General features: G+C 67.7%; 16 protein-coding genes. 10 read left to right on the forward strand and 6 right to left on the reverse strand.

Going from position 1 to position 18,155, the window contains the following annotated elements; translation table 11 throughout:
* Positions 1 to 2 precede the first annotated feature (2 nt).
* The 4 genes from E0H50_RS38025 to E0H50_RS38040 all read left to right on the forward strand — a co-directional run bounded on the left by E0H50_RS38025 (position 3) and on the right by E0H50_RS38040 (position 3,998).
* A complete protein-coding gene (locus E0H50_RS38025; protein ID WP_131296001.1) occupies positions 3 to 818 on the forward strand; it encodes a carbohydrate ABC transporter permease in 816 nt (271 codons plus the stop codon).
* Positions 818 to 1,732, forward strand: coding sequence for a D-2-hydroxyacid dehydrogenase (locus E0H50_RS38030; protein ID WP_131296002.1), 915 nt, complete (start codon positions 818 to 820; stop codon positions 1,730 to 1,732). Before E0H50_RS38025 ends, E0H50_RS38030 begins: the two co-directional genes overlap by 1 nt.
* A 42-nt stretch (positions 1,733 to 1,774) precedes the next feature.
* The gene (locus E0H50_RS38035) at positions 1,775 to 2,440 is read left to right on the forward strand and encodes a GntR family transcriptional regulator (RefSeq protein WP_131296003.1); all 666 of its coding nucleotides are present in this window, start codon (positions 1,775 to 1,777) and stop codon (positions 2,438 to 2,440) included.
* A gap of 199 nt (positions 2,441 to 2,639) precedes the next feature.
* Complete coding sequence (locus E0H50_RS38040; protein WP_238151628.1) at positions 2,640 to 3,998, forward strand: FAD-binding oxidoreductase; 1,359 nt, start codon at positions 2,640 to 2,642, stop codon at positions 3,996 to 3,998.
* Positions 3,999 to 4,049: 51 nt separating this feature from the next.
* Here E0H50_RS38040 and E0H50_RS38045 read toward each other — a convergent pair whose 3' ends face one another.
* The 5 genes from E0H50_RS38045 to E0H50_RS38065 all read right to left on the reverse strand — a co-directional run bounded on the left by E0H50_RS38045 (position 4,050) and on the right by E0H50_RS38065 (position 7,203).
* The gene (locus tag E0H50_RS38045) at positions 4,050 to 4,529 is read right to left on the reverse strand and encodes a hypothetical protein (protein WP_202868519.1); all 480 of its coding nucleotides are present in this window, start codon (positions 4,527 to 4,529) and stop codon (positions 4,050 to 4,052) included.
* Positions 4,526 to 5,095 carry a hypothetical protein gene (locus E0H50_RS38050; protein ID WP_131296004.1) on the reverse strand — a complete coding sequence of 190 codons (570 nt, stop codon included), beginning with the start codon at positions 5,093 to 5,095 and terminating at the stop codon, positions 4,526 to 4,528. The genes E0H50_RS38045 and E0H50_RS38050 overlap by 4 nt, the downstream gene beginning before the upstream one ends.
* Before the next feature lie 194 nt (positions 5,096 to 5,289).
* Positions 5,290 to 6,084 (reverse strand): maleylpyruvate isomerase family mycothiol-dependent enzyme, encoded by a 795-nt coding sequence (locus E0H50_RS38055; protein ID WP_131296005.1) that lies wholly within the window; start codon positions 6,082 to 6,084, stop codon positions 5,290 to 5,292.
* Between the two features lie 2 nt (positions 6,085 to 6,086).
* On the reverse strand, positions 6,087 to 6,626 hold the full coding sequence (locus E0H50_RS38060; RefSeq protein ID WP_131296006.1) for a dihydrofolate reductase family protein: 540 nt from the start codon (positions 6,624 to 6,626) through the stop codon (positions 6,087 to 6,089).
* Between the two features lie 13 nt (positions 6,627 to 6,639).
* On the reverse strand, positions 6,640 to 7,203 hold the full coding sequence (locus E0H50_RS38065; protein ID WP_131296007.1) for an NADPH-dependent FMN reductase: 564 nt from the start codon (positions 7,201 to 7,203) through the stop codon (positions 6,640 to 6,642).
* Between the two features lie 92 nt (positions 7,204 to 7,295).
* Between E0H50_RS38065 and E0H50_RS38070 the strand changes: the two genes are divergently transcribed.
* Positions 7,296 to 10,322 (forward strand): AfsR/SARP family transcriptional regulator, encoded by a 3,027-nt coding sequence (locus tag E0H50_RS38070; RefSeq protein ID WP_131296008.1) that lies wholly within the window; start codon positions 7,296 to 7,298, stop codon positions 10,320 to 10,322.
* Between the two features lie 71 nt (positions 10,323 to 10,393).
* Entirely contained in the window at positions 10,394 to 11,899 is a 1,506-nt protein-coding gene (locus tag E0H50_RS38075) for an LLM class flavin-dependent oxidoreductase (RefSeq protein ID WP_131296009.1), read from the forward strand.
* A gap of 3 nt (positions 11,900 to 11,902) precedes the next feature.
* Here E0H50_RS38075 and E0H50_RS38080 read toward each other — a convergent pair whose 3' ends face one another.
* On the reverse strand, positions 11,903 to 12,529 hold the full coding sequence (locus E0H50_RS38080) for a DUF6308 family protein (protein WP_131296010.1): 627 nt from the start codon (positions 12,527 to 12,529) through the stop codon (positions 11,903 to 11,905).
* Positions 12,530 to 12,743: 214 nt separating this feature from the next.
* Here E0H50_RS38080 and E0H50_RS38085 point away from each other — a divergent pair, with 214 nt between their 5' ends.
* The 4 genes from E0H50_RS38085 to E0H50_RS38100 all read left to right on the forward strand — a co-directional run bounded on the left by E0H50_RS38085 (position 12,744) and on the right by E0H50_RS38100 (position 18,107).
* Positions 12,744 to 15,836, forward strand: coding sequence for a DUF6531 domain-containing protein (locus E0H50_RS38085; RefSeq protein WP_131296011.1), 3,093 nt, complete (start codon positions 12,744 to 12,746; stop codon positions 15,834 to 15,836).
* Between the two features lie 107 nt (positions 15,837 to 15,943).
* Positions 15,944 to 16,852, forward strand: a complete 909-nt coding sequence (locus E0H50_RS38090) for an RHS repeat-associated core domain-containing protein (RefSeq protein ID WP_165547438.1) — start codon at positions 15,944 to 15,946, stop codon at positions 16,850 to 16,852.
* The gene (locus E0H50_RS38095) at positions 16,849 to 17,253 is read left to right on the forward strand and encodes a hypothetical protein (RefSeq protein WP_131296013.1); all 405 of its coding nucleotides are present in this window, start codon (positions 16,849 to 16,851) and stop codon (positions 17,251 to 17,253) included. Before E0H50_RS38090 ends, E0H50_RS38095 begins: the two co-directional genes overlap by 4 nt.
* Before the next feature lie 356 nt (positions 17,254 to 17,609).
* Positions 17,610 to 18,107 (forward strand): hypothetical protein, encoded by a 498-nt coding sequence (locus tag E0H50_RS38100; RefSeq protein ID WP_131296014.1) that lies wholly within the window; start codon positions 17,610 to 17,612, stop codon positions 18,105 to 18,107.
* Positions 18,108 to 18,155 lie beyond the last annotated feature (48 nt).

The following is an 18,155-nucleotide window of genomic DNA, read 5'->3' on the forward strand; positions in this document are numbered from 1 at the left end:
TGATGACACGTCTCAAGCATGCGGGTCTGCTGGTGTTCGTCGCGGTCATGATCTATCCGCTGGTGTGGATGGTGGTGAGCGCGTTCAAACCGCCCGAGCAGATCCTGACCGAGCCGGGCCTGATCCCCAAGGACCTGACGTTCGAGAACTTCAAGGAGGGCTGGCACGCGCTGAACCGGCCGTTCTCGGCGTTCTTCGTGAACTCGCTGGTGGTGACGCTCGCCTCGATCGCCGGCAACCTGTTCTCCTGCTCGCTGACGGCGTACGCGCTGGCCCGGTTGCAGTTCCGGATGCGGAGGACGTACTTCGCGATCACGCTCGCCTCGGTGATGCTGCCGTTCCACGTGCTCGTGATCCCGCAGTACATCTTCTTCTCGCAGCTCGGTCTGGTGAACACGTACTGGCCGTTGCTGATCCCGAAGTTCCTGGCCACCGACGCGTTCTTCGTCTTCCTGATGGTCCAGTTCATCCGGACGCTGCCGCGCGAGCTCGACCGGGCGGCCTGGATCGACGGCGCGGGCCCGTTCCTGACCTTCTGGTACGTCGTGCTGCCGCTGATGCGGCCGGCGCTGGTGACGACCACGATCTTCACCTTCATCTGGACCTGGAACGACTTCTTCGTACCGCTGATCTACCTGACCAGGACCCGCGTGTTCACGGTGCCGGTGGCGCTGAACTCGATGGTCGACTCCGAGACCCAGAGCGGGGTGGGGATGCTGTTCGCGATGTCGTTGCTGTCGCTGATTCCTATCCTGATCTTCTTCGCCGTGGCCCAGAAGTACCTGATCCGCGGTATCGCGACGACGGGACTGAAGTGATGATCGTTGTAGTGGGCAAGGAATCGCCGGCGTACGTCGAGGCGGCCGGGGAGGTGCCGGTGCGCTTCGTCGACACGCTGGCCGACGCGTCGGACGTGTTCGGGGAGATGGAGGCGGTGATCGGTCGCGTGCCGCCTGACGTGCTGGTCAGGGCGCCGCGGCTGCGCTGGGTGCACAGTCCCTCGGCCGGGGTCGACGCCGACCTCACGCCGGAGATGCTCGCGTCGCCGGTCGTCCTCACCTCGAGCGCCGGCAACGGCGGGATCTCGCTCGCCGAGCACTCGATCCTCTTGATGCTGATGCTCAGCCGCGACGTACCGCGGTGGATGCGCGCGCAGGCCGAGCGCCGCTGGGACCATTACCGCCACGGCGAGCTGGCCGGCCGGACCGTGGGCATCTACGGTCTCGGCAACTCCGGCCTCGACCTCGCCGCGAAGGCGAAAGCGTTCCACATGCGAGTTCTCGGCGTACGGCGGCGTCCTGGGCAGCCGTCGCCGAACGTCGACGAGCTGTGCGATCTCGACCGGTTGCTCGCGGAGTCGGACTTCGTCGTGGTGACGGCGCCGCGGACGCCCTCGACACTCGGGGTTTTCGGGCGGGACGCGTTCGCGCGGATGCGGCCGACGGCGTACTTCATCTGCATCTCGCGCGGCGGGATCGCCGACGACGAGGCGCTGCTGGAGGCGTTGCGGACCGGGCAGATCGCGGGCGCCGGCCTGGACGCGCACGGCGTGGAGCCGCTGCCGCCGGACAGCCCGTTCTGGTCGCTGCCGAACGTCGTCGTCACGCCGCACAACGGCGCCACCAGCGACGGCACCGTCCGGCGGCACCAGGAGATCGTCGCGGACAACATCCGCCGCTTCACCGGCGGCGAGCCGTTGCGGAACGTGGTGGACAAGGCCGCCGGTTACTAGGCCAGTACACTTGCCAGACCAGTTTGTTGTGGAGGGGGTGCTGTGCGTACCGAAGCGCGTCTCGAGCTCGGGCCGTCCTCGCTGACCGACGCGCTCTACGAGTCGATCCGCAAACGGATCGTGAACGGCGAGATCCCGCAGGGCGAGAAACTCACCGAGGTCCGGCTCGCGACGGAGTACAACGTCGCCCGGCCGACCGCGAAGGCGGCCCTCGAGCGGCTGACGGCGCTCGGCCTGTTGCGGCGTACCGCGCACAAGACCGCGGTCGTCCCGGTGCTCGACGAGGCCGAGATCCGGGACCTGTTCTTCAGCCGGATCACGATCGAGAAGGCGGCGGTCTCCACGCTGGCCGCGACCGGTCAGGTGCCGGCCGAGGCCGCCCGGGCCCAGGTCGCGATCGAGTACGCCGCGCGCGACCGGCTGTTCGAGAACCAGGTCGAGGCGGACATCGCGTTCCACACGGCGCTGGTGGCCGCGGTCGGCAGCCGCCGCCTGACCCGGATGCACGAGCTGATCATCGGCGAGGTGCAGCTGACCATGGGCCAGTACCAGGCGCACCGCAAGGCCGCGCCGACTACGGTCGCCGAAGAGCACGCCGCGATCCTCACGTCGATCGAGGAAGGGGCCCCGGACGCCGCGGCCGAGCACCTGGCCTACCACCTCGAGCAGGCCCAGGGCCGCCTGCTCAGCACGCTGTCTGGGGATTGACGAAACCGGTCCTGCTTGGGAGGGTCGGGGAGAACGGGCGAGTCTGGGGGAGGGCCGGCCGCCCGTCGGGGGTCAGACGCTTTCTGGGGTGAGGTTCTCGCGCTGCGCTCGACGGCGACGACCGGTCTGCGCGGTGTGCGTCGTGTTCCGTGGACGCGCGCTGCTCTGTGACAGGCGGCAGTGGTTCGGGGAGTGAACAGTGATCGACGATTTGAGAGAACGCACGCGCGGACAGGTCTTCACGGCCGGCGACGAGGGGTACGACCAGGCGCGCCGGGTCAACAACGCGATGCACGACAAGCGGCCACAGGTGATCGTCCGGTGCGAGAACGCCGGTGACGTGATGGCCGCGATCGACTACGCGCGGACGAACGAGCTCGAGCTCGCGGTCCGCGGCGGCGGGCACAGTGTGCCGGGGTTCGGCACGGTCGACGACGGTCTCGTCATCGATCTGAGCGGGATGCGGAACGTCCGGGTCGACCCGGTGAACCGGACCGCGCGGGCCGGCGGCGGCGCGACGTGGGGCGACTTCAACGCGGCCACGCACGCCTTCGGGCTGGCCACCACCGGCGGCATCATCTCGACCACCGGCGTCGGCGGGCTGACCCTCGGCGGCGGGATCGGGTACCTCGACCGGGGCCTCGGGCTGTCGTGCGACAACCTCGTCTCGGCCGACGTGGTGACGGCGGACGGGCAGTTCCTGATCGCGAGCGAGAAGGAGAACGAGGACCTGTTCTGGGCGTTGCGCGGCGGTGGCGGCAACTTCGGCGTGGTGACCGCGCTCGAGTTCCGGCTCGCGCCGGTGTCGACGATCTACGGCGGCCCGATGTTCTTCGAGATGTCCGACGCGGTCGCCGTCCTGTCGGGCTTCCGGGAGCTGATCAAGGACGCACCCGAGCAGCTCGGCGGGTTCCCGGCGTTCCAGATCGCGCCGCCGCTGCCGTTCATCCCGGAGAACCGGCACGGCGAGCCGTTCGCGGCGATCGTCGGCTGCTGGGCCGGCGACCTGGACGAGGGCGAGGCGCAGATCTCGAAGTTCCGCGAGTTCGCGCCGGTGATGGCCGAGCACGTCGGCCCGATGCCGTACCCGGCGCTGAACAGCGCCTTCGACGCGCTCGTGCCGCCCGGCCTGCAGCACTACTGGAAGGCGAACTTCGTCACCGAGCTGACCGACGAGGCGATCCAGGCGCACGTACGGCACGCGCCCGGCCTGCCGTCGGTGAACTCGACCGTGCACATCTACCCGATCAACGGCGCCTGCCACCGGGTGACGGCCGACGCGACCGCGTTCGCCTACCGGGACGCGAACTTCGCGACCGTGATCGCCGGCATGTGGCCGGACCCGGCCACCAACGAGGCCGGGATCGAGTGGGTGCGGTCGTACTACGACGACGTCGCGCCGCACTCCGAGGCCGGCGGGTACATCAACTTCATGGCCGACGACGACCAGGGCCGGATCCGGGACAACTACCGGCAGAACTACGACCGGCTGGCCGAGGTCAAGCGCAAGTACGATCCGAGCAACGTGTTCCATCTGAACCAGAACATCGCGCCGTAGAGCGTAGGGGAGTGCTGCCGGTACGTCGTCGTACCGGCAGCACTCTTGTGGCTACAACGTCAGCAGGCGCTGGAAGAACGCGCGATACCGCTGGAGCGCCGAGCGGAGGTCCTCGGTCGACGGTTCGCCGTTCGACCACTGCTGCTCGAGGTCCTGGTGCTGGCGGTCGAACCCGTCCGCCAGGTTCTTCAGCACGTCGTCGACGAGCTTGTCGGCCTCGCTGACGGCGTTCCGCGGATCATCCACGAACCCTTGCTGCACAACCTCCCAGCGCGCCCGGTAGTCCACAGCCGCATCCGCCGCCACCAACGGCTCATCCGCCGCACTCGGCTCACCGGCCGTCGCCCGGCCGTCCGTCGTACGGTCGTTCAGGTCGTTCAGGTCGTCGGTCGTACGGCCGTTCGGTTCGGCGGTCGTGCGGTCGTCGTCGAGGCCGCGGTTGCCGCGCAGCTCGGGGTCGGTCTCGAGGTCCTCGTTGTCCAGCGTGCGGTCGTCGTCGAGGGGGACGTCGCGACGGTCAGGCGTAGTCATGCTTGCTCCTTGGTGTTCGTGCTGCGGGAGGTGGTCTCGCTGTCGTCCAGCAGGGCGTCGACCAGTTGCCGGTACGCCGTGACCGCGTGCCGCAGGTCCTCGGTATCGGCGTCGCCACGGGCCTGCGCGACCGCGATCCGGTGCGCCTCGCGGTAATGCATGGCGACCGCCGGATGCTCGACGGACACGTCGTCGGCCCGCTGGCCGAACTCGTCGACCGGGTAGCCGGACTCGCGCATCATCCGCAGCACCAGCCGGTCTGCAGCCGCGACGGCCCCGGCAGGACGGTCGACGAAGCTCTGCTGCACCTCCGCCCACTCGGCGCGGTAGGTCTGCGCGGACTCACGGCTCAACGGCGTGATGTTCAGCCGCGACACCCGGCGTTCGCGTCCGCGCAGCTCACGCTCCGCGCTGCGACGATCACCCGATTCCTCGACGGTGCGCTCGTACTCCGGGCCGAACCGCTGCTGCAGTTCTCCCGAGCGTCTGCGCTGATACAGGTAGAACAACGCCGCGGCCGCGAGCAGCACCACGACGATGATCACGATGGTCAGGACGGTACCCATCAGAACTCCAGTCGGATCGCACGTGTGGATCCGCGATCCAGCATCGGCCGGTCGCGAAGATCCCTGGCAGACGGTCCCCAGCGCCGCCTCGATCCCCCGTGGCCCCGACCGGTACCCACGGTCTCGCGCGAACAAGCCTCCGGCCGGCCACCCTGCTGCGGGTGACCGGCCGGAGGCTCAGTTCTTCGGTACGTTCAGTCCGCGACATGGGCGGTGTTGTCGAGCCAGTGCTGAGCGAGGTCGGCCTGGCCGTCGACGGTGATGCCGGTCGCCTCACGGTCGGTGAAAGAACGTCGCCGGGTCAAGGTCAGCAACAACGAAGCCGCCGGGCCGGTCACCGTCACGTCGGCCTCCCCGGTTCCCGTCCGCCACGTTGCCCCGTCGGGGCGGCGTTCCACGAACCAAGCGCCCGCGTCGGTCGCCCGCCACTGCAGGGTCTGCCCCGTACCCCGGATCGCGTGGGCGGACTTGGGCCGCTGCATCTCCCAGGTGGGGGAGGTGAGCATCCTGAGGTGGTTGGTGATGAGCGCGGCGGCGACGTCGGCGTCGATGTCGGCCGGCCGGCCCGCGGCGTTGGCCGCGTCGACGCCGTGAACGACCGACTCGTTGAGAACGCTGGTCATCCAGAACCGGGTCCCGGAGCGCTCGTCCCCCGCGGCGTTGAACACCAGCGCATCCAATGCGTCGTCGGAGCAAGCATTCGCGACACGCTCCGCGGACTCCGACAGCCACGTCACCCACTCGCCAGGGTCGGTGGGGAGCACCGCCATGTCCGTCGCCGGCAACTGAGTGGGGTCGGAAATGCGCCGCTCGATGATCTCCGCGACCCAGTGGTGGGTCTGGCCCACGTGCTCGACCAGCTCGGCGACGGTCCACTCCGGGGTCGTCGGCACGGCGGCGTCAGGTCCCGCGGCGACGGCTGACTCCGCCAGCCGCCGACTGTGTTCGACGATCGCCCGCCGAGCATGTTCAGCGTTCAGCTCGGTCATTGTCAGGCTTTCGGCGCGAGCTTGTGGACGACGATGCCGGACTTGAACGTCGTCGTACCGAGCAGATCGAGGTGGGTGATGTCGATCCCCGCGCCCTGGAACATGGTCGGGCCGTCGGCGACCACCGGGAAGATCCAGAAGTGGTACTCGTCGACGAGCTTGTTCTCCAGCAGCGTCTTCGAGAACTCCCCGGTGCCGTACTTGATCAGGTCGCCGCCCTCGGATTCCTTGAGCTTCCGGACGGCCTCGGCCGCGTCGCCCTCGAGCGGCTGCGCGTTCCACTTCCACTCGGTGACAGTGCGGGAGGCCACCCACTTCGGCATCGCGTTGAAGATGTCGGCCACCGGGTCGCCGGCCCGGGACAGCCAGGCGTCCGCGAAGCCCTCGTAGGTGACGCGGCCGAGGACCTGTCCCTCGACGCCCTCCATCAGCGACTGGTTGTACGCCATGTGCTCCTCGTCCCAGTACGGCGGGCTCCAGTTCTGCGGCTCCTCGATGACGCCGTTCAGGGTGACGAACGTGGACTCGATCAGCTTCCTCATGGGTCTTTTCCTCTCAGGGTTGGTACGGACGCCGCTTTCGGGCGTCCTGCAGTGCTTCGGCCCACCAGACGAGCTGGTCGAGCATGAGCTTGGCGGTTGCCTCGTAGCCGGCGGAGGCGCGGGGCCAACCGCCGTCGGCGGTGAACTGCTCCCAGTAGCAGGGCAGTGCGACAGTATTGCGAATGGTGACGGCCTGGAGTTCCGAGAAGACCTGCCGCAGCTGTGCGGTGGCGTGGCAGCCGCCGCTCTCCCGGCCGTAGCTGACGATCGCCACCGGCTTGGCGTGCCACTCCTCGTAGTACCAGTCGAGTGCGGTCTTCAGCGTCGCCGGAAAGCTGCAGTTGATCTCCGGCGTGACCACGGCGAACGCATCCGCCGCTGCCAGCCTGCTGCTCAGTACGGCGACCTCGTGCGGTGTCTCGTCGTCCGTGTCGGGCAGCGTGGCCGGCAGGTCGGCGGTGGCCAGATCGACCAGGTCGATCTCGAACTGCTTGGCTGCCTGCTCGGCGAGCCAGTGCGCCACGGTCGGTCCGAACCGGCCGCGCCGGGTGCTGCCGATGATCACTGCCAGTCGCATCTGCGTCCTCCTTCCGTCTGACACAGACTCTGCCGGAAGGGGTTTACGGTTTCTTTCCGGTCCTTTCGGGCTGACCGGAATAAGGTGCCGTCATGCGCTTCGGGGTACTGGGACCGGTGACGGCGTGGACGGACGCGGGGACCCCCGTGGTCATCCAGGGGCTGAAGGTGCGTGCACTGCTGGCGAACCTGCTGGTGCACGAGGGCCGACCTGTGCCCGCGGACCGTCTCATCGACGACCTCTGGGGGTCGGAACTGCCCGGTAACCCGTCCGGGACGCTGTCGGCGAAGGTGTCCCAGCTGCGGCGGGCCTTCGAGGACGCGGAGCCCGGTAGCCGTTCGCTGGTGCAGTCCGGCCCGGCCGGCTACTCGCTGGTGGTTTCTGCTGGGACGTACGACGCTCTGCAGTTCGGTGAGCTGCTGGCGGCCGGCTCGGTCGACGAGGCCCTGGCGTTGTGGCGTGGCCCCGCGTACGCCGACTTTGCGGACGACGCGTTCGTCGAGACCGCTGTGGCCCGGCTGACCGATCTGCGGCTGACTGCGCTCGAGCAAGCCGATCTACCGGTCGTGGACCTGGCAGCGCTCGTGAAGGAGCACCCGCTGCGTGAGGGGCTCCGGGCCGCGCACATGAAGGCGCTCTACCGGTCCGGAAGGCAGTCCGAGGCGCTCGAGAGTTTTGAGGAGCTGCGGCAGCTGCTGTTGGAGGACCTCGGGCTGGACCCGAGCCCGGAACTGGTGGCGCTGCAGCAGTCGATCCTCGCTCAGGAGCTGCCGCACGCACGCAGCAACCTTCCTGCGCAGCTGACTGAGTTGATCGGTCGCACCGATGCGTTGGCCGACGTAGGTGCCTGTTTGGGCACATCACGGTTAGTCACGCTGACTGGTCCGGGAGGTGTCGGCAAGACCCGCCTGGCGCTCGCGGCCGCGTCTGAGGTTGCGGAGCGGTTCGCGGACGGCGTCGTGCTGGTCGAGCTGGCAGCCGTGACTCCTCACGCGTTGTCGGTCGCCAACTCGCTCACGGACGCGGTGCAGGCTGCCCTGGATCTCCGTGACACCGAGGGCACACCTGTGGTCGATCGACTGGCTTCGGTGATGGGGTCCCGGCTGCTTGTGCTGGACAACTGCGAGCAGATCGTCGAGGAGGTCGCCGTACTGACAGACCGTTTGCTGGCTGCTGCTCCAGGGCTACGTGTCCTGGCGACAAGCCGTGAGCCACTCGGTCTCGCTGGAGAAGTGGTGTGGAGTGTGCCGCCGTTGTCTGTACCGCCACTGTCGGGTGGCGTGCAGGTCGTTGGCGAGTCCAGCGCGGCGCAGCTGTTCGTGACACGTGCGGCGGCCGCGTCACGTGGCTTCGCTCTGACGGACGAGACCGTTGCCGATGTCGCCGTACTGTGCAGGCGGCTGGACGGGATCCCGCTCGCGTTGGAGCTCGCTGCGACGCGAGTACGAGCGCTCGGTGTCCGGGGGCTTGTGGCGCGGCTCGACGACCGCTTCCGGCTGCTGGCGACAGGACACCGCGGTGCTGCGCCACGCCAGCAGACGCTGCACGCGATGATCGACTGGAGCTGGGAGCTGCTCGCGCCGGAGGAGCAGTCCGTGCTGCGGCAGCTCGCCGTACATGCAGATGGGTGTACGGCGGACGCTGCGGCGGCTGTCTGCGGCGAGGACGACGTACTCGATGTCCTGGTGCGGTTGGTGGACCGGTCGCTCGTCGTACCGGTCGATGGTGGTCGCTTCCGGTTGCTCGAGTCTGTCGCGGCGTACTGCGTCGAGAAGCTGCGGGTCAGCGGTGAGCTGGAGTCGTCGCGGCAGCGGCACCTGTCGTACTACGTGTCGCTGGCTGAGGCGGCGCGGCCCGGACTGTTCTGTGACGAGCAGAGCAGGTGGCTGCAGCTGCTGGACGAGGACTCCGCCAACTTCCGGACCGCTCTGGATCGTGCAGTGACCACAGGGCAGCTGGACCTCGCTGAACGGCTTGTGGACGCGCTGTCGTGGTACTGGTTCCTGCGTGGTCGGCACGTGGAGGCTCTACGGTCCCTGGACACGGTGCCGGATTCGGCTCGAGCTGGGGTCTGGCGGACCGGGTTCATGTACCTGCTGGGACACCCTGACGCTGTGGCGGAGCGGGACCGATGGCTGGACAGCGCTGATGCCATGGGGCAGTGGTGGATCGCCCATGCTGCCAGCGACGTCGGCGACCTCTCGGCCTGTCTGTCGTTGCTCGAGCAGGCTCTGAAGACGTTCGAGGCCGACGGGAACCAGTGGGGCGTGGCGGCCGTGCTGGCTGCGCGAGCGAAGCATGCCCACGTCCGGGCGGATCTGCCGGCCTTGTACGACGACGCCTGTCAGAGCATCGGGATGTTCCGGGCGCTGGGAGACCGGTGGGGTGTGCTGCAGGCGACGGGCTGGTTCGGGGCCCACGCCGAGCTCGTCGGCGATTTCGACGAGGCGGAGCGGTTGCACCTCGAAGGTGCCGAGGCCGCGGAGGAGATCGGGCTGTGGCCGGAGGTCGCCGGCGCGCTGGCAATGCTCGGCTGGACGGCGATCCGGCGAGAACATTACGAGCCTGCCCGGGCGTACGGCGAGCGTGCGCTGCGGCTGGCGTCCGAGCAGGGCCAGCGCGCGACGCAGGCTCTGGCGGAGCTGGTGCTCGGCTTCGCGGCTCGTCGTACCGGCGCTCTCGACGAAGCCTCGGAGCGGTTGCAGGCCTTGATCGACGCCGCCCGCCTGCAGACGGAATCGGTGCTGTACCTGTCGATCGTCCTGGTCGAGCTCGGGTTCGTCCGGGAGCTCCAAGGCCGGCCGGACGATGCGCTGGAGCTGCATCTGGAAGCCTTCCGGGTCTCGGAGGAGTTCGACTCGCTGCGGGGGATGTGCTGGTCGCTGGAGGGGATCGCGGCCTCGCACCCGGACAAGACGCTCGCCGCGACCCTGCTGGGGAGTGCGTCCGCGACCCGGGCGACCGAGAACTACCTGATGGCCTCGACAGAGGCGGAGGATCTCGCCCGGGCGGTCGCCGCGACGTCGCTCGCGTTGGGTCCGGATGCGTATCAGGCGGCGTACCGGCGCGGCGAGGGGATGCGCCCGGCGGACGCATTCGAGTTGCTCATCCGGCAGTAGATGTTCTGTAGTTGAGATTATTCGCCTATCGAAGTAGTTTTGCTCCCGAACCCACTTCGAGAAGGTGAATCATGGATTACGGCCACGAGCTGGTCTTCGGCACGTTCCTGACCCCCACGGTCGACGCCCCGGACCGCGTGATCGCGCTGGCCCAGCTGACTGAGCAGGTCGGCCTCGACCTGGTGACCTTCCAGGACCACCCGTACCAGCCGCGGCTGATGGACGCCTGGACGCTGCTGTCCGTCGTCGCAGCCCACACCGAGCGCGTGAAGGTCTCTACCAACGTCGCCAACCTCCCGCTCCGGCACCCGGTCGTCCTGGCGCGCAGCGTCGCGACGCTGGACCTGATCACCGGCGGGCGCGTTGAGCTCGGCCTGGGCGCCGGTGGGTTCCTCGACGCGGTCGCAGCGAACGGTGGGCCGCGGCTGACCACCGGACAGAGCATCGCCGCACTGGAAGAGGCCATCGCGATCATGCGCGAGGTCTGGACGCCAGGTGGCGGCGGCATCCGGCTGGCCGGCAAGCACTACACGGTGTCCGGTGCGAAGCGCGGTCCGGCGCCCGCTCACGACGTGTCGATCTGGCTGGGCGCGTACAAGCCGCGGATGCTCGCACTCACCGGACGGCTGGCGGACGGCTGGCTCCCGAGCAGCGGGTACGCCGGCCCGGACGAGCTGGCCGCGATGAACAAGATCATCGACGAGGCTGCTGTGGACGCCGGGCGGGACCCTGCTGCGGTGCGGCGGCTCTACAACGTCTCTGGTGTCTTCAGTGGTGGCGGTGGGTTCCTGCAAGGGCCTGAGGAGCTGTGGATCGACCAGCTGACCGAGCTGACGCTGGGGGAGGGGATGAGCACCTACATCCTTGCCTCGGACAACCCGGACGACATCCGGCGGTTCGCTGAGGTGGCTGCCGGTGTGCGCGAGGCCGTCGCGGTGGCTCGGTCTGGGGCTGTGGTTGCGCGGTCGGTTGCTCCGGCCGGCTTCAGCGTTGTACCGACACCACCTCCCGCTGTACGACGCAGCGCCGTACAGGTGCTGGATGAGTCCGCTCGGCCGACCGGTCCGGCGCAGGACCCGTCGCGGACGTACACGCCGTACCAGCTGCAGTCCGGTCAGCACCTGATCGACGTACACGACCACCTGCGTGCAGAACTCGACCAGGTACGGGACCTGGTCGAGCAGGTCGCAGCAGGGACGCTGGGCGTTGGTGCTGCGCGGTCGCACATCAACACGATGACCATGCGGCAGAACAACTGGACGCTCGGGACGTACTGCGAGTCGTACTGCCGGCTCGTGACGACGCACCACTCACTCGAGGACGCCTCGCTGTTCCCGCACCTACGTCGTGCCGACCCCGACCTGGCGCCGGTGGTGGACCGGCTGCAGGAGGAGCACAAGATCATTCACGACGTACTGGAAGGTGTCGACAAAGCACTCGTCGCGCTGGTTGACGGATCAGGCGACATCAACGGTCTGCGCGCGGCCGTCGACCTGCTCGACGACACGTTGCTGTCGCACCTGTCCTACGAGGAACGCGAACTGGTCGAGCCGCTGGCGCGCCTCGGCGTGCTGTAGGTCCTACTTCGCTTCGCCCAGCAGGGAGGCGAGGATGTCGAGCAGGCGGAGCGTCGGCACCTCGCCGAGCAGACGGGCGGCGCTGGTCGCCGGCTCCGCGATCAGGCGGACCTGCAGCAGCTTGAAGTCGCGGACGTTTGCCGGGTTCACCAGGTCCTCGCGGACCGCCTTGAGGAACTCGGCCCCGGCCGACGCCGAGCCGTAGGTCATCCGGATGAAGCTGTCGGTCACCGGGTACAGGTACGGGCGCTTCAGGTGCAGCAGCTTCGACTTCTTCGCGTGCCCGAACCCGCGGTGGCCGGTGAACTTGTCGTCCAGCGCCATCGCCGCCTCGAACAGTTCGGTGCCCGGCGCCGCGTCCTCGAGGCGCGCGTCCACCGGGATCGCGGCGAGCTCCTTCTCGGCCTCCACCTCGAGCAGCCAGGGAATGTCGAGCACGCGCAGATCGGCGCCGATCACCATGATCCGCCCCAGGTCCTCGAACGTGATCCGATTCGGGTCGGAGCCACCGACGGTAGTCATACCCGGCAGCCCGTCGTAGTACTGCAGCACGGCGCCGTTGGTCTCGGCGTACAGCCGCAGTTGCGCGATCGCCTCGTCGACGACGATCTTCCGGGTACCGATGTTCATGAGCCACACCCTCACACTTGTGGTGGCAGACCCGCCAGCGGGCGGACCATCATTCGAACGTTCCTCACCTGTTTCCGCAGATCGTAGCGACTCCGCGGCCCCCCGCACGCCAAAGTCACTGCCCGTTATCCACAACCTGTAATCATCCGGTCGTCCGGCACGCCGAACTCCGTAAACTCTCTGTCACAACCCCACGACTGAGCGGAGGCGAACTGTGCGGAACCGGCTTCTCACGCTCGTCCTGGCGGTCCTCCTGCTCGTGCCCGTCCCACCCCTCGCGCAGGCCGCCCGCCCGGACGAGTACCCCTGTCTGCACCCGGACATGACCGTCTCCGCGAACGGCGAGGTCCTGAGCACCGGCACCGAGGTCGCCCTCGACGGCGGCATGGCCCACGCCGGCACCGGGCTCACCTTCACCTTCCAGGCCCGCACGTTCAACCTGACGATCGACCTCTGCTACCTCCGGATCACCGACACCCGCACGTGGCAGGTCAACCACTGGCCCTGTGAGAACGTGCCGAAACCGAAGCCGGCGCGGACCCAGTCGCTGAGCTGGTCGGTCTTCGTGCCACTCGACTGCAAGTTCGTCGGCTCACCGAACCTGCTGTCCGTGTCCTTGACGAACGGCAAGGGTTCGGCGTCGGCGTCGATGATGATCTACGCCGGAGCCCCCGGGTTCGTGTTCCCGGACAAGCAGGCGCGCGCGTTCTTCGGGCCGTTCGCGATGCAGTCCGATCCTGTCAACTCGCTGACGGGCGCACTGGCCGCCGTCGAGACTGACGCCTCGGTGACGGCGCTCGGCGTACCGCTCACGGTGACCCGGACGTACAACTCGAACGACGAATCCACCGGCACACTCGGTGCCGGGTGGCGTGCGTCGTACTCGGACCGTCTCATCGTGTCGTCCGGTGGTGTTCGCTATCTGGCGTCCGACGGGCGGGAGATCGGGTTCGCGCGTCACGGGACCGGGTTCGCCGTGGAGCCAGGCGCTGCTCGATTCACGCTGGCGCGGTCGGGGCCGACGTACGTGCTGACGAGTATCGACCAGGTGCGGATGCAGTTCTCGGCGACCGGTGAGTTGCAGGCGATCCGGGATCGCAACGGTCAAGGGGTGACGATCGCGCGGGCGTCGGGACTCGTGCGGACGGTCGCGAACGGGCGGCGGTCGTTGTCGTACGAGTACAACTCAGCGGCGCAGATCACGTCGGTGCGGTTGTCGGGGCCCGGCGTCGCGCCGCGGACGGTGCGGTACGAGTACGCCGACGGGCGGCTGGTCGGGGTGACGTCACCGGGTGGGGTTCGCACGCGGTACGAGTACTCCGAGGGGCGGCTGACGTCCGAGACGGTGGGGGATGCGGCGAAGCCGGCGTACGTGACCGAATACGACACCGACGGGCGCGTCGTCGCGCAGACCGACGCCAAGGGCGGGCGGTCGACGTGGTCCTGGGACACCGAGGGGATCCGCGGCACGTCGACGATGACCGATCCGACAGGTGGGAAGTGGATCAACGAGTACGAGCGGAACTGGCTGATCCGCCAGACCGATCCGACCGGCGTCGCGGCCACGTTCCACTACGATGCCGACGGCAATCTGATCCGGGTCTTCGACAGCCTGGGGCATGGTGCGCGGCACAAGTACGACTCCCTCGGTCGGGTTGTCGCCTCGACCGACGCGGTCGGTGCTGTGACGCGACGGACCTACAACGCTTCGAACGACGTTGTCGCGACGGTGGATCCGCTGGGACGGCGTACGACGTACACCTATGACGTCCGCGGGAACCTGACCGGCACGTCGTACGCCGGTCGCACCTCGTCGGTCAGCTACGACCCACGCGGGCTGGTCACGGCCTCCCATGACGCCTTGGGCCGGGTGGTGCGCTATTCGTACTCCGCCGACGGTGATCTTGTTGCGGTCACGGATCCTTTGCGGCAGGTGACTCGATTCGAGAACGACGGGTGGGGACGTCCGACCAAGTCGACCTCACCGCGTGGTGCGGTCAGCACGATCGCCTACAACGACGACGACCAGCCGCTCTCGCAGCACGGGCCGCTTGGTGTCTCCACGAGCCAGACGTACGACGGCCAGGGCCGCGTGTCGACGGTGGTCGATGCCCGTGGCGGCACCACCAAACTGCGCTACGACGATGCCGGCGCGGTAGCCGGCGTCACCAGACCATCGTTGCCCGAGGCCACCACGACCTTCGACGCGTCCGGCCGGGTCACTGAGACCGTCGACGCCAGCGGCCGTTCCCAGAGGTTCGAGTACGACGGCGCGGGCAGGACGACCTCGACGACGTACGGCGGTCGCACCTGGAAGTTCGGGTACGACAAGGCCGGCCGCCTGATCCGCACCACGCTCCCCTCGGGCAAGACGGCGTCCTTCGTCCTGGACGCGCGCGGTGCACCGCTGCGGATCACGTACTCCGACAAGACACCCGCGGTCAGCTACACCTGGGATGCGGCAGGCCGCCGTACGTCGATGACCGACGGCCTGGGCACGACCCGTTTCGGATACGACGCCTTCGATCAGCTCACATCGGCCGGCGCCGTGTCCTACCGCTGGGACGCCGTCGGCAACCTCGCCGGGCGGACGGCAGCCGGCCACACCGAGTCGTACACCTGGGACGCGGCCAACCGCCTGACCTCCGCCGCCGCTGACGGCAAGCCACTCGCGTCGTCCCGCTACGACGCCGCCCACGGCACGATCACGACAACCCAACCAGGCGGGTTGACGAGGACCGAGCGGCTGGACCTCCGCGGTCGCACCACCACCCTCGCGCTCGCGCAACGCGGCAGCCCGCTACGCACGATCAGCTCGGTGTACGACACCGCGGACAACCTCCTCCGCACCGACGACACGGTGGCCGGCCAGACGTCGTACAGCTATGACGCCCTGAACCGCCTGACCGCCGCCTGCTACGGCGTCGATCACTGCAGCGACGCCGCCACCGACTACATCCGCTACGACTACGACGCCAACGGCAACCGCACCTGGGAGAAACGCCCGTCAGGCAGCACCTGGTCCCTCTACGGCCCCGCCAACGAACTCCAGGCCTCCATCACCGCACCCGCCGACTACCCACTCGCCCGCCAACAACCCACACCTACACCTACGACCCCGACGGCAACCTCACCTCCGACGGCACCACCACCTACACCTGGTCAGCAGCCGGCAAACCCGTCACTTCAACCACCGCCGGCGCTAAGACCACCTACACCCACACCGGCGACGGCCGCCGAGCAACCTCCACCACCGGCTCCCAAACCACCCGCTACCTCTGGGACCCGCTCTCCCCGCAAATCCTGAGCGTTGCAGGAGCTTCGCAACCCACCCGCTACCTGTACGGCTCCGGCCTCCTCGCCCAACAGACCCCGAGCACCCGAACCGCACTCACCACCACCCCGAACGGTTCGGTGCTCACAGCAACAACCGCCAACTACGAGCCCTACGGCCTGACACGGGCAGGTCCAAGCAACCAGACGCCCTCCAGCCCACCCACCCCCGGCTACATCGGCGGCCTCAAACTCCCCACCGGCAACTACCTCCTGGGCCAACGCGAGTACAACCCCACCACCGGCACCTTCCTCACCACAGACCAGGCAGGCTCCGCCAACCCCTACGCCTACACCGCCGCCAACCCGCTCAAATCCACAGACCTACAAGGCCTGGACGGCATCGACGGCACCCTCACCGACGTCTCCCACATCTCCGGCTACATCTCCACAGCCGCCCTGGGCGGCGCCGTCATCTGCACCCTCGCCCGAGCCTGCGGCCCCGCCGTTCCCATCCTCCTCCAAGTCTCCTCAGCCACCGGAGTCCTCTCAGCCGGCACCGCCGGCATCCTCGACTCCCAAGCCTGCATCCTCAAAGGCAACTGCTCCCAACTGGTGGCCGACGTAGGCGTCGGCCTGATCGCAACCCGCTTCCCCGGCCTTGGGCAAATGCGTGCCGCTGCCGGCAACTCGACTGGTGAGCTAATTCGCGTAGCTGATTTCGCGAATGATCGAGCAGCCTTCTCGCACTATGCGAAACACGTGAAGGGAATCAAGCTCGGATCTAAAGGATCGGCTACGCTGAAGAACGGAGGCCCGGACGTACCGGAGGTTCTCGATTACCAGACGTATCGGCGGCGAGCGCGCCTGTTCATGGGAGGCGGTGCGCAGCCAGGAACAATCGAGGGAGTTCGCTCGAGTGATGGCGCGGTGATTCGCCTCGATCCCTCCACTGGATACTTCGGCGTGCGGAGCAGGGACGGAATCATCAGAACCTTCTTCCGGCCAGACGACCCAACGACCTACTTCTTGGAGCAGTTGTCGCCATGACTGACACAAGAGAATTTCTCGGCAGGTTCCGTGAGACGGCGCGCTCTCTCGGGTCCCAGCGGCTACTGACGCCGACTGACGTGATTGGCAGTTGGCGTGGGTTCGTCGAGGAGTGCGAAGAGGGATACGCGGACAACATCTATGAGTTCGCCAACGATCTCGCCGTACGGGATCTCATCAGGAAAATTCTCGACAGCGAGGAACTTCGGACCTATTCGCAGATGGGTTGGGTGCGGGACGAGGTCGCCGAAATCGATGGTCGCTATCGAGCAATTCTTCTGGATGATGAAGTTCGTCCTGGCCGCCCCTGGTGGGAGGCGCGTGTTCCAAGACTCGCCGGAGAGGAACTTGCAGGAGATTTCGCCAGCAGTTACGGAGTCAGCGTGACAGTTGTCAGCTAGCCGGGCGGTTCACTCGGCAACTCAACTCGTCGGTGACGAGTGCTTCAAACGTTGTGTACTCAACTGCACGAGCATGAGTCCGTGGGGAGAGCTGAGACTGTCGGCCGACTCGTGGAGATTGGTTCGGCGACGGACTTGGAGCCCCGCCAGTGACAGAGTCTGCACGTCTTGAGTTGACGACCGAACGCCGCCGCGGCAGTCAATGCGTCGATCCGCGGTGGCGGAGGAGGATGCGAAAGCTAACCCGAGGGCTCCGCTGTTGCCCGGACGAAGGCGGGCGACCTGTTCGGTCTGTGGAGGTGTCACACTCCCGAGTTGCTCGAGCAGCTACAACCTGGCAGCGGAAGGATCACTTGTTGAACGCCGATGAGGAACTCCTGCGTCTGCTGGACGACAATCCCAGGGCTGCGAGGGAAGCAGGCGTTCAGCTCTCCGTTGAGTCTGCCGACAGTGCGCTCCTGTTGGAACGGTGCCGTGAGGTCATGGTGAAGATCTTGCAGCACGGGGAGGAAGACTGGCCGGATCTGCCAGTGTGGCAGCGGGAACTGCCTGCGTGGTTCGTGCTGGCGTGTGGGCCCGAGAGGACGCAGGAGGAGGCGGACGCCAAGCTGATCTGGTGGCGTGGCCTGTCACCGGGCGAACAGATGGTTGCGAGTGAGGTGTCGCGGTGGGCGCTGTCCGACTGGTTGTGGTGGCTCGAGCCGGAAAATCGGACGTGGTATTGGTTGGGTGCCGACGTCGTAGGCGCGCAGCATCTCTTGGTTCATGTTGAGATCGACGGGGCCCCGGCGCCGATCGGCGCCTTGCGCTGGCTCCTCAAGGCCGCCGGGGCTACCGAGATAGAGGAGTACTGACTTGATCGCTCGGGGCATGGCGGCTGATGGAAGCGCCGAAATCTCGTG

The sequence above is a fragment of the Kribbella sindirgiensis genome (assembly GCF_004331435.1).
GTDB classification, from domain to species: Bacteria; Actinomycetota; Actinomycetes; order Propionibacteriales; family Kribbellaceae; genus Kribbella; species Kribbella sindirgiensis.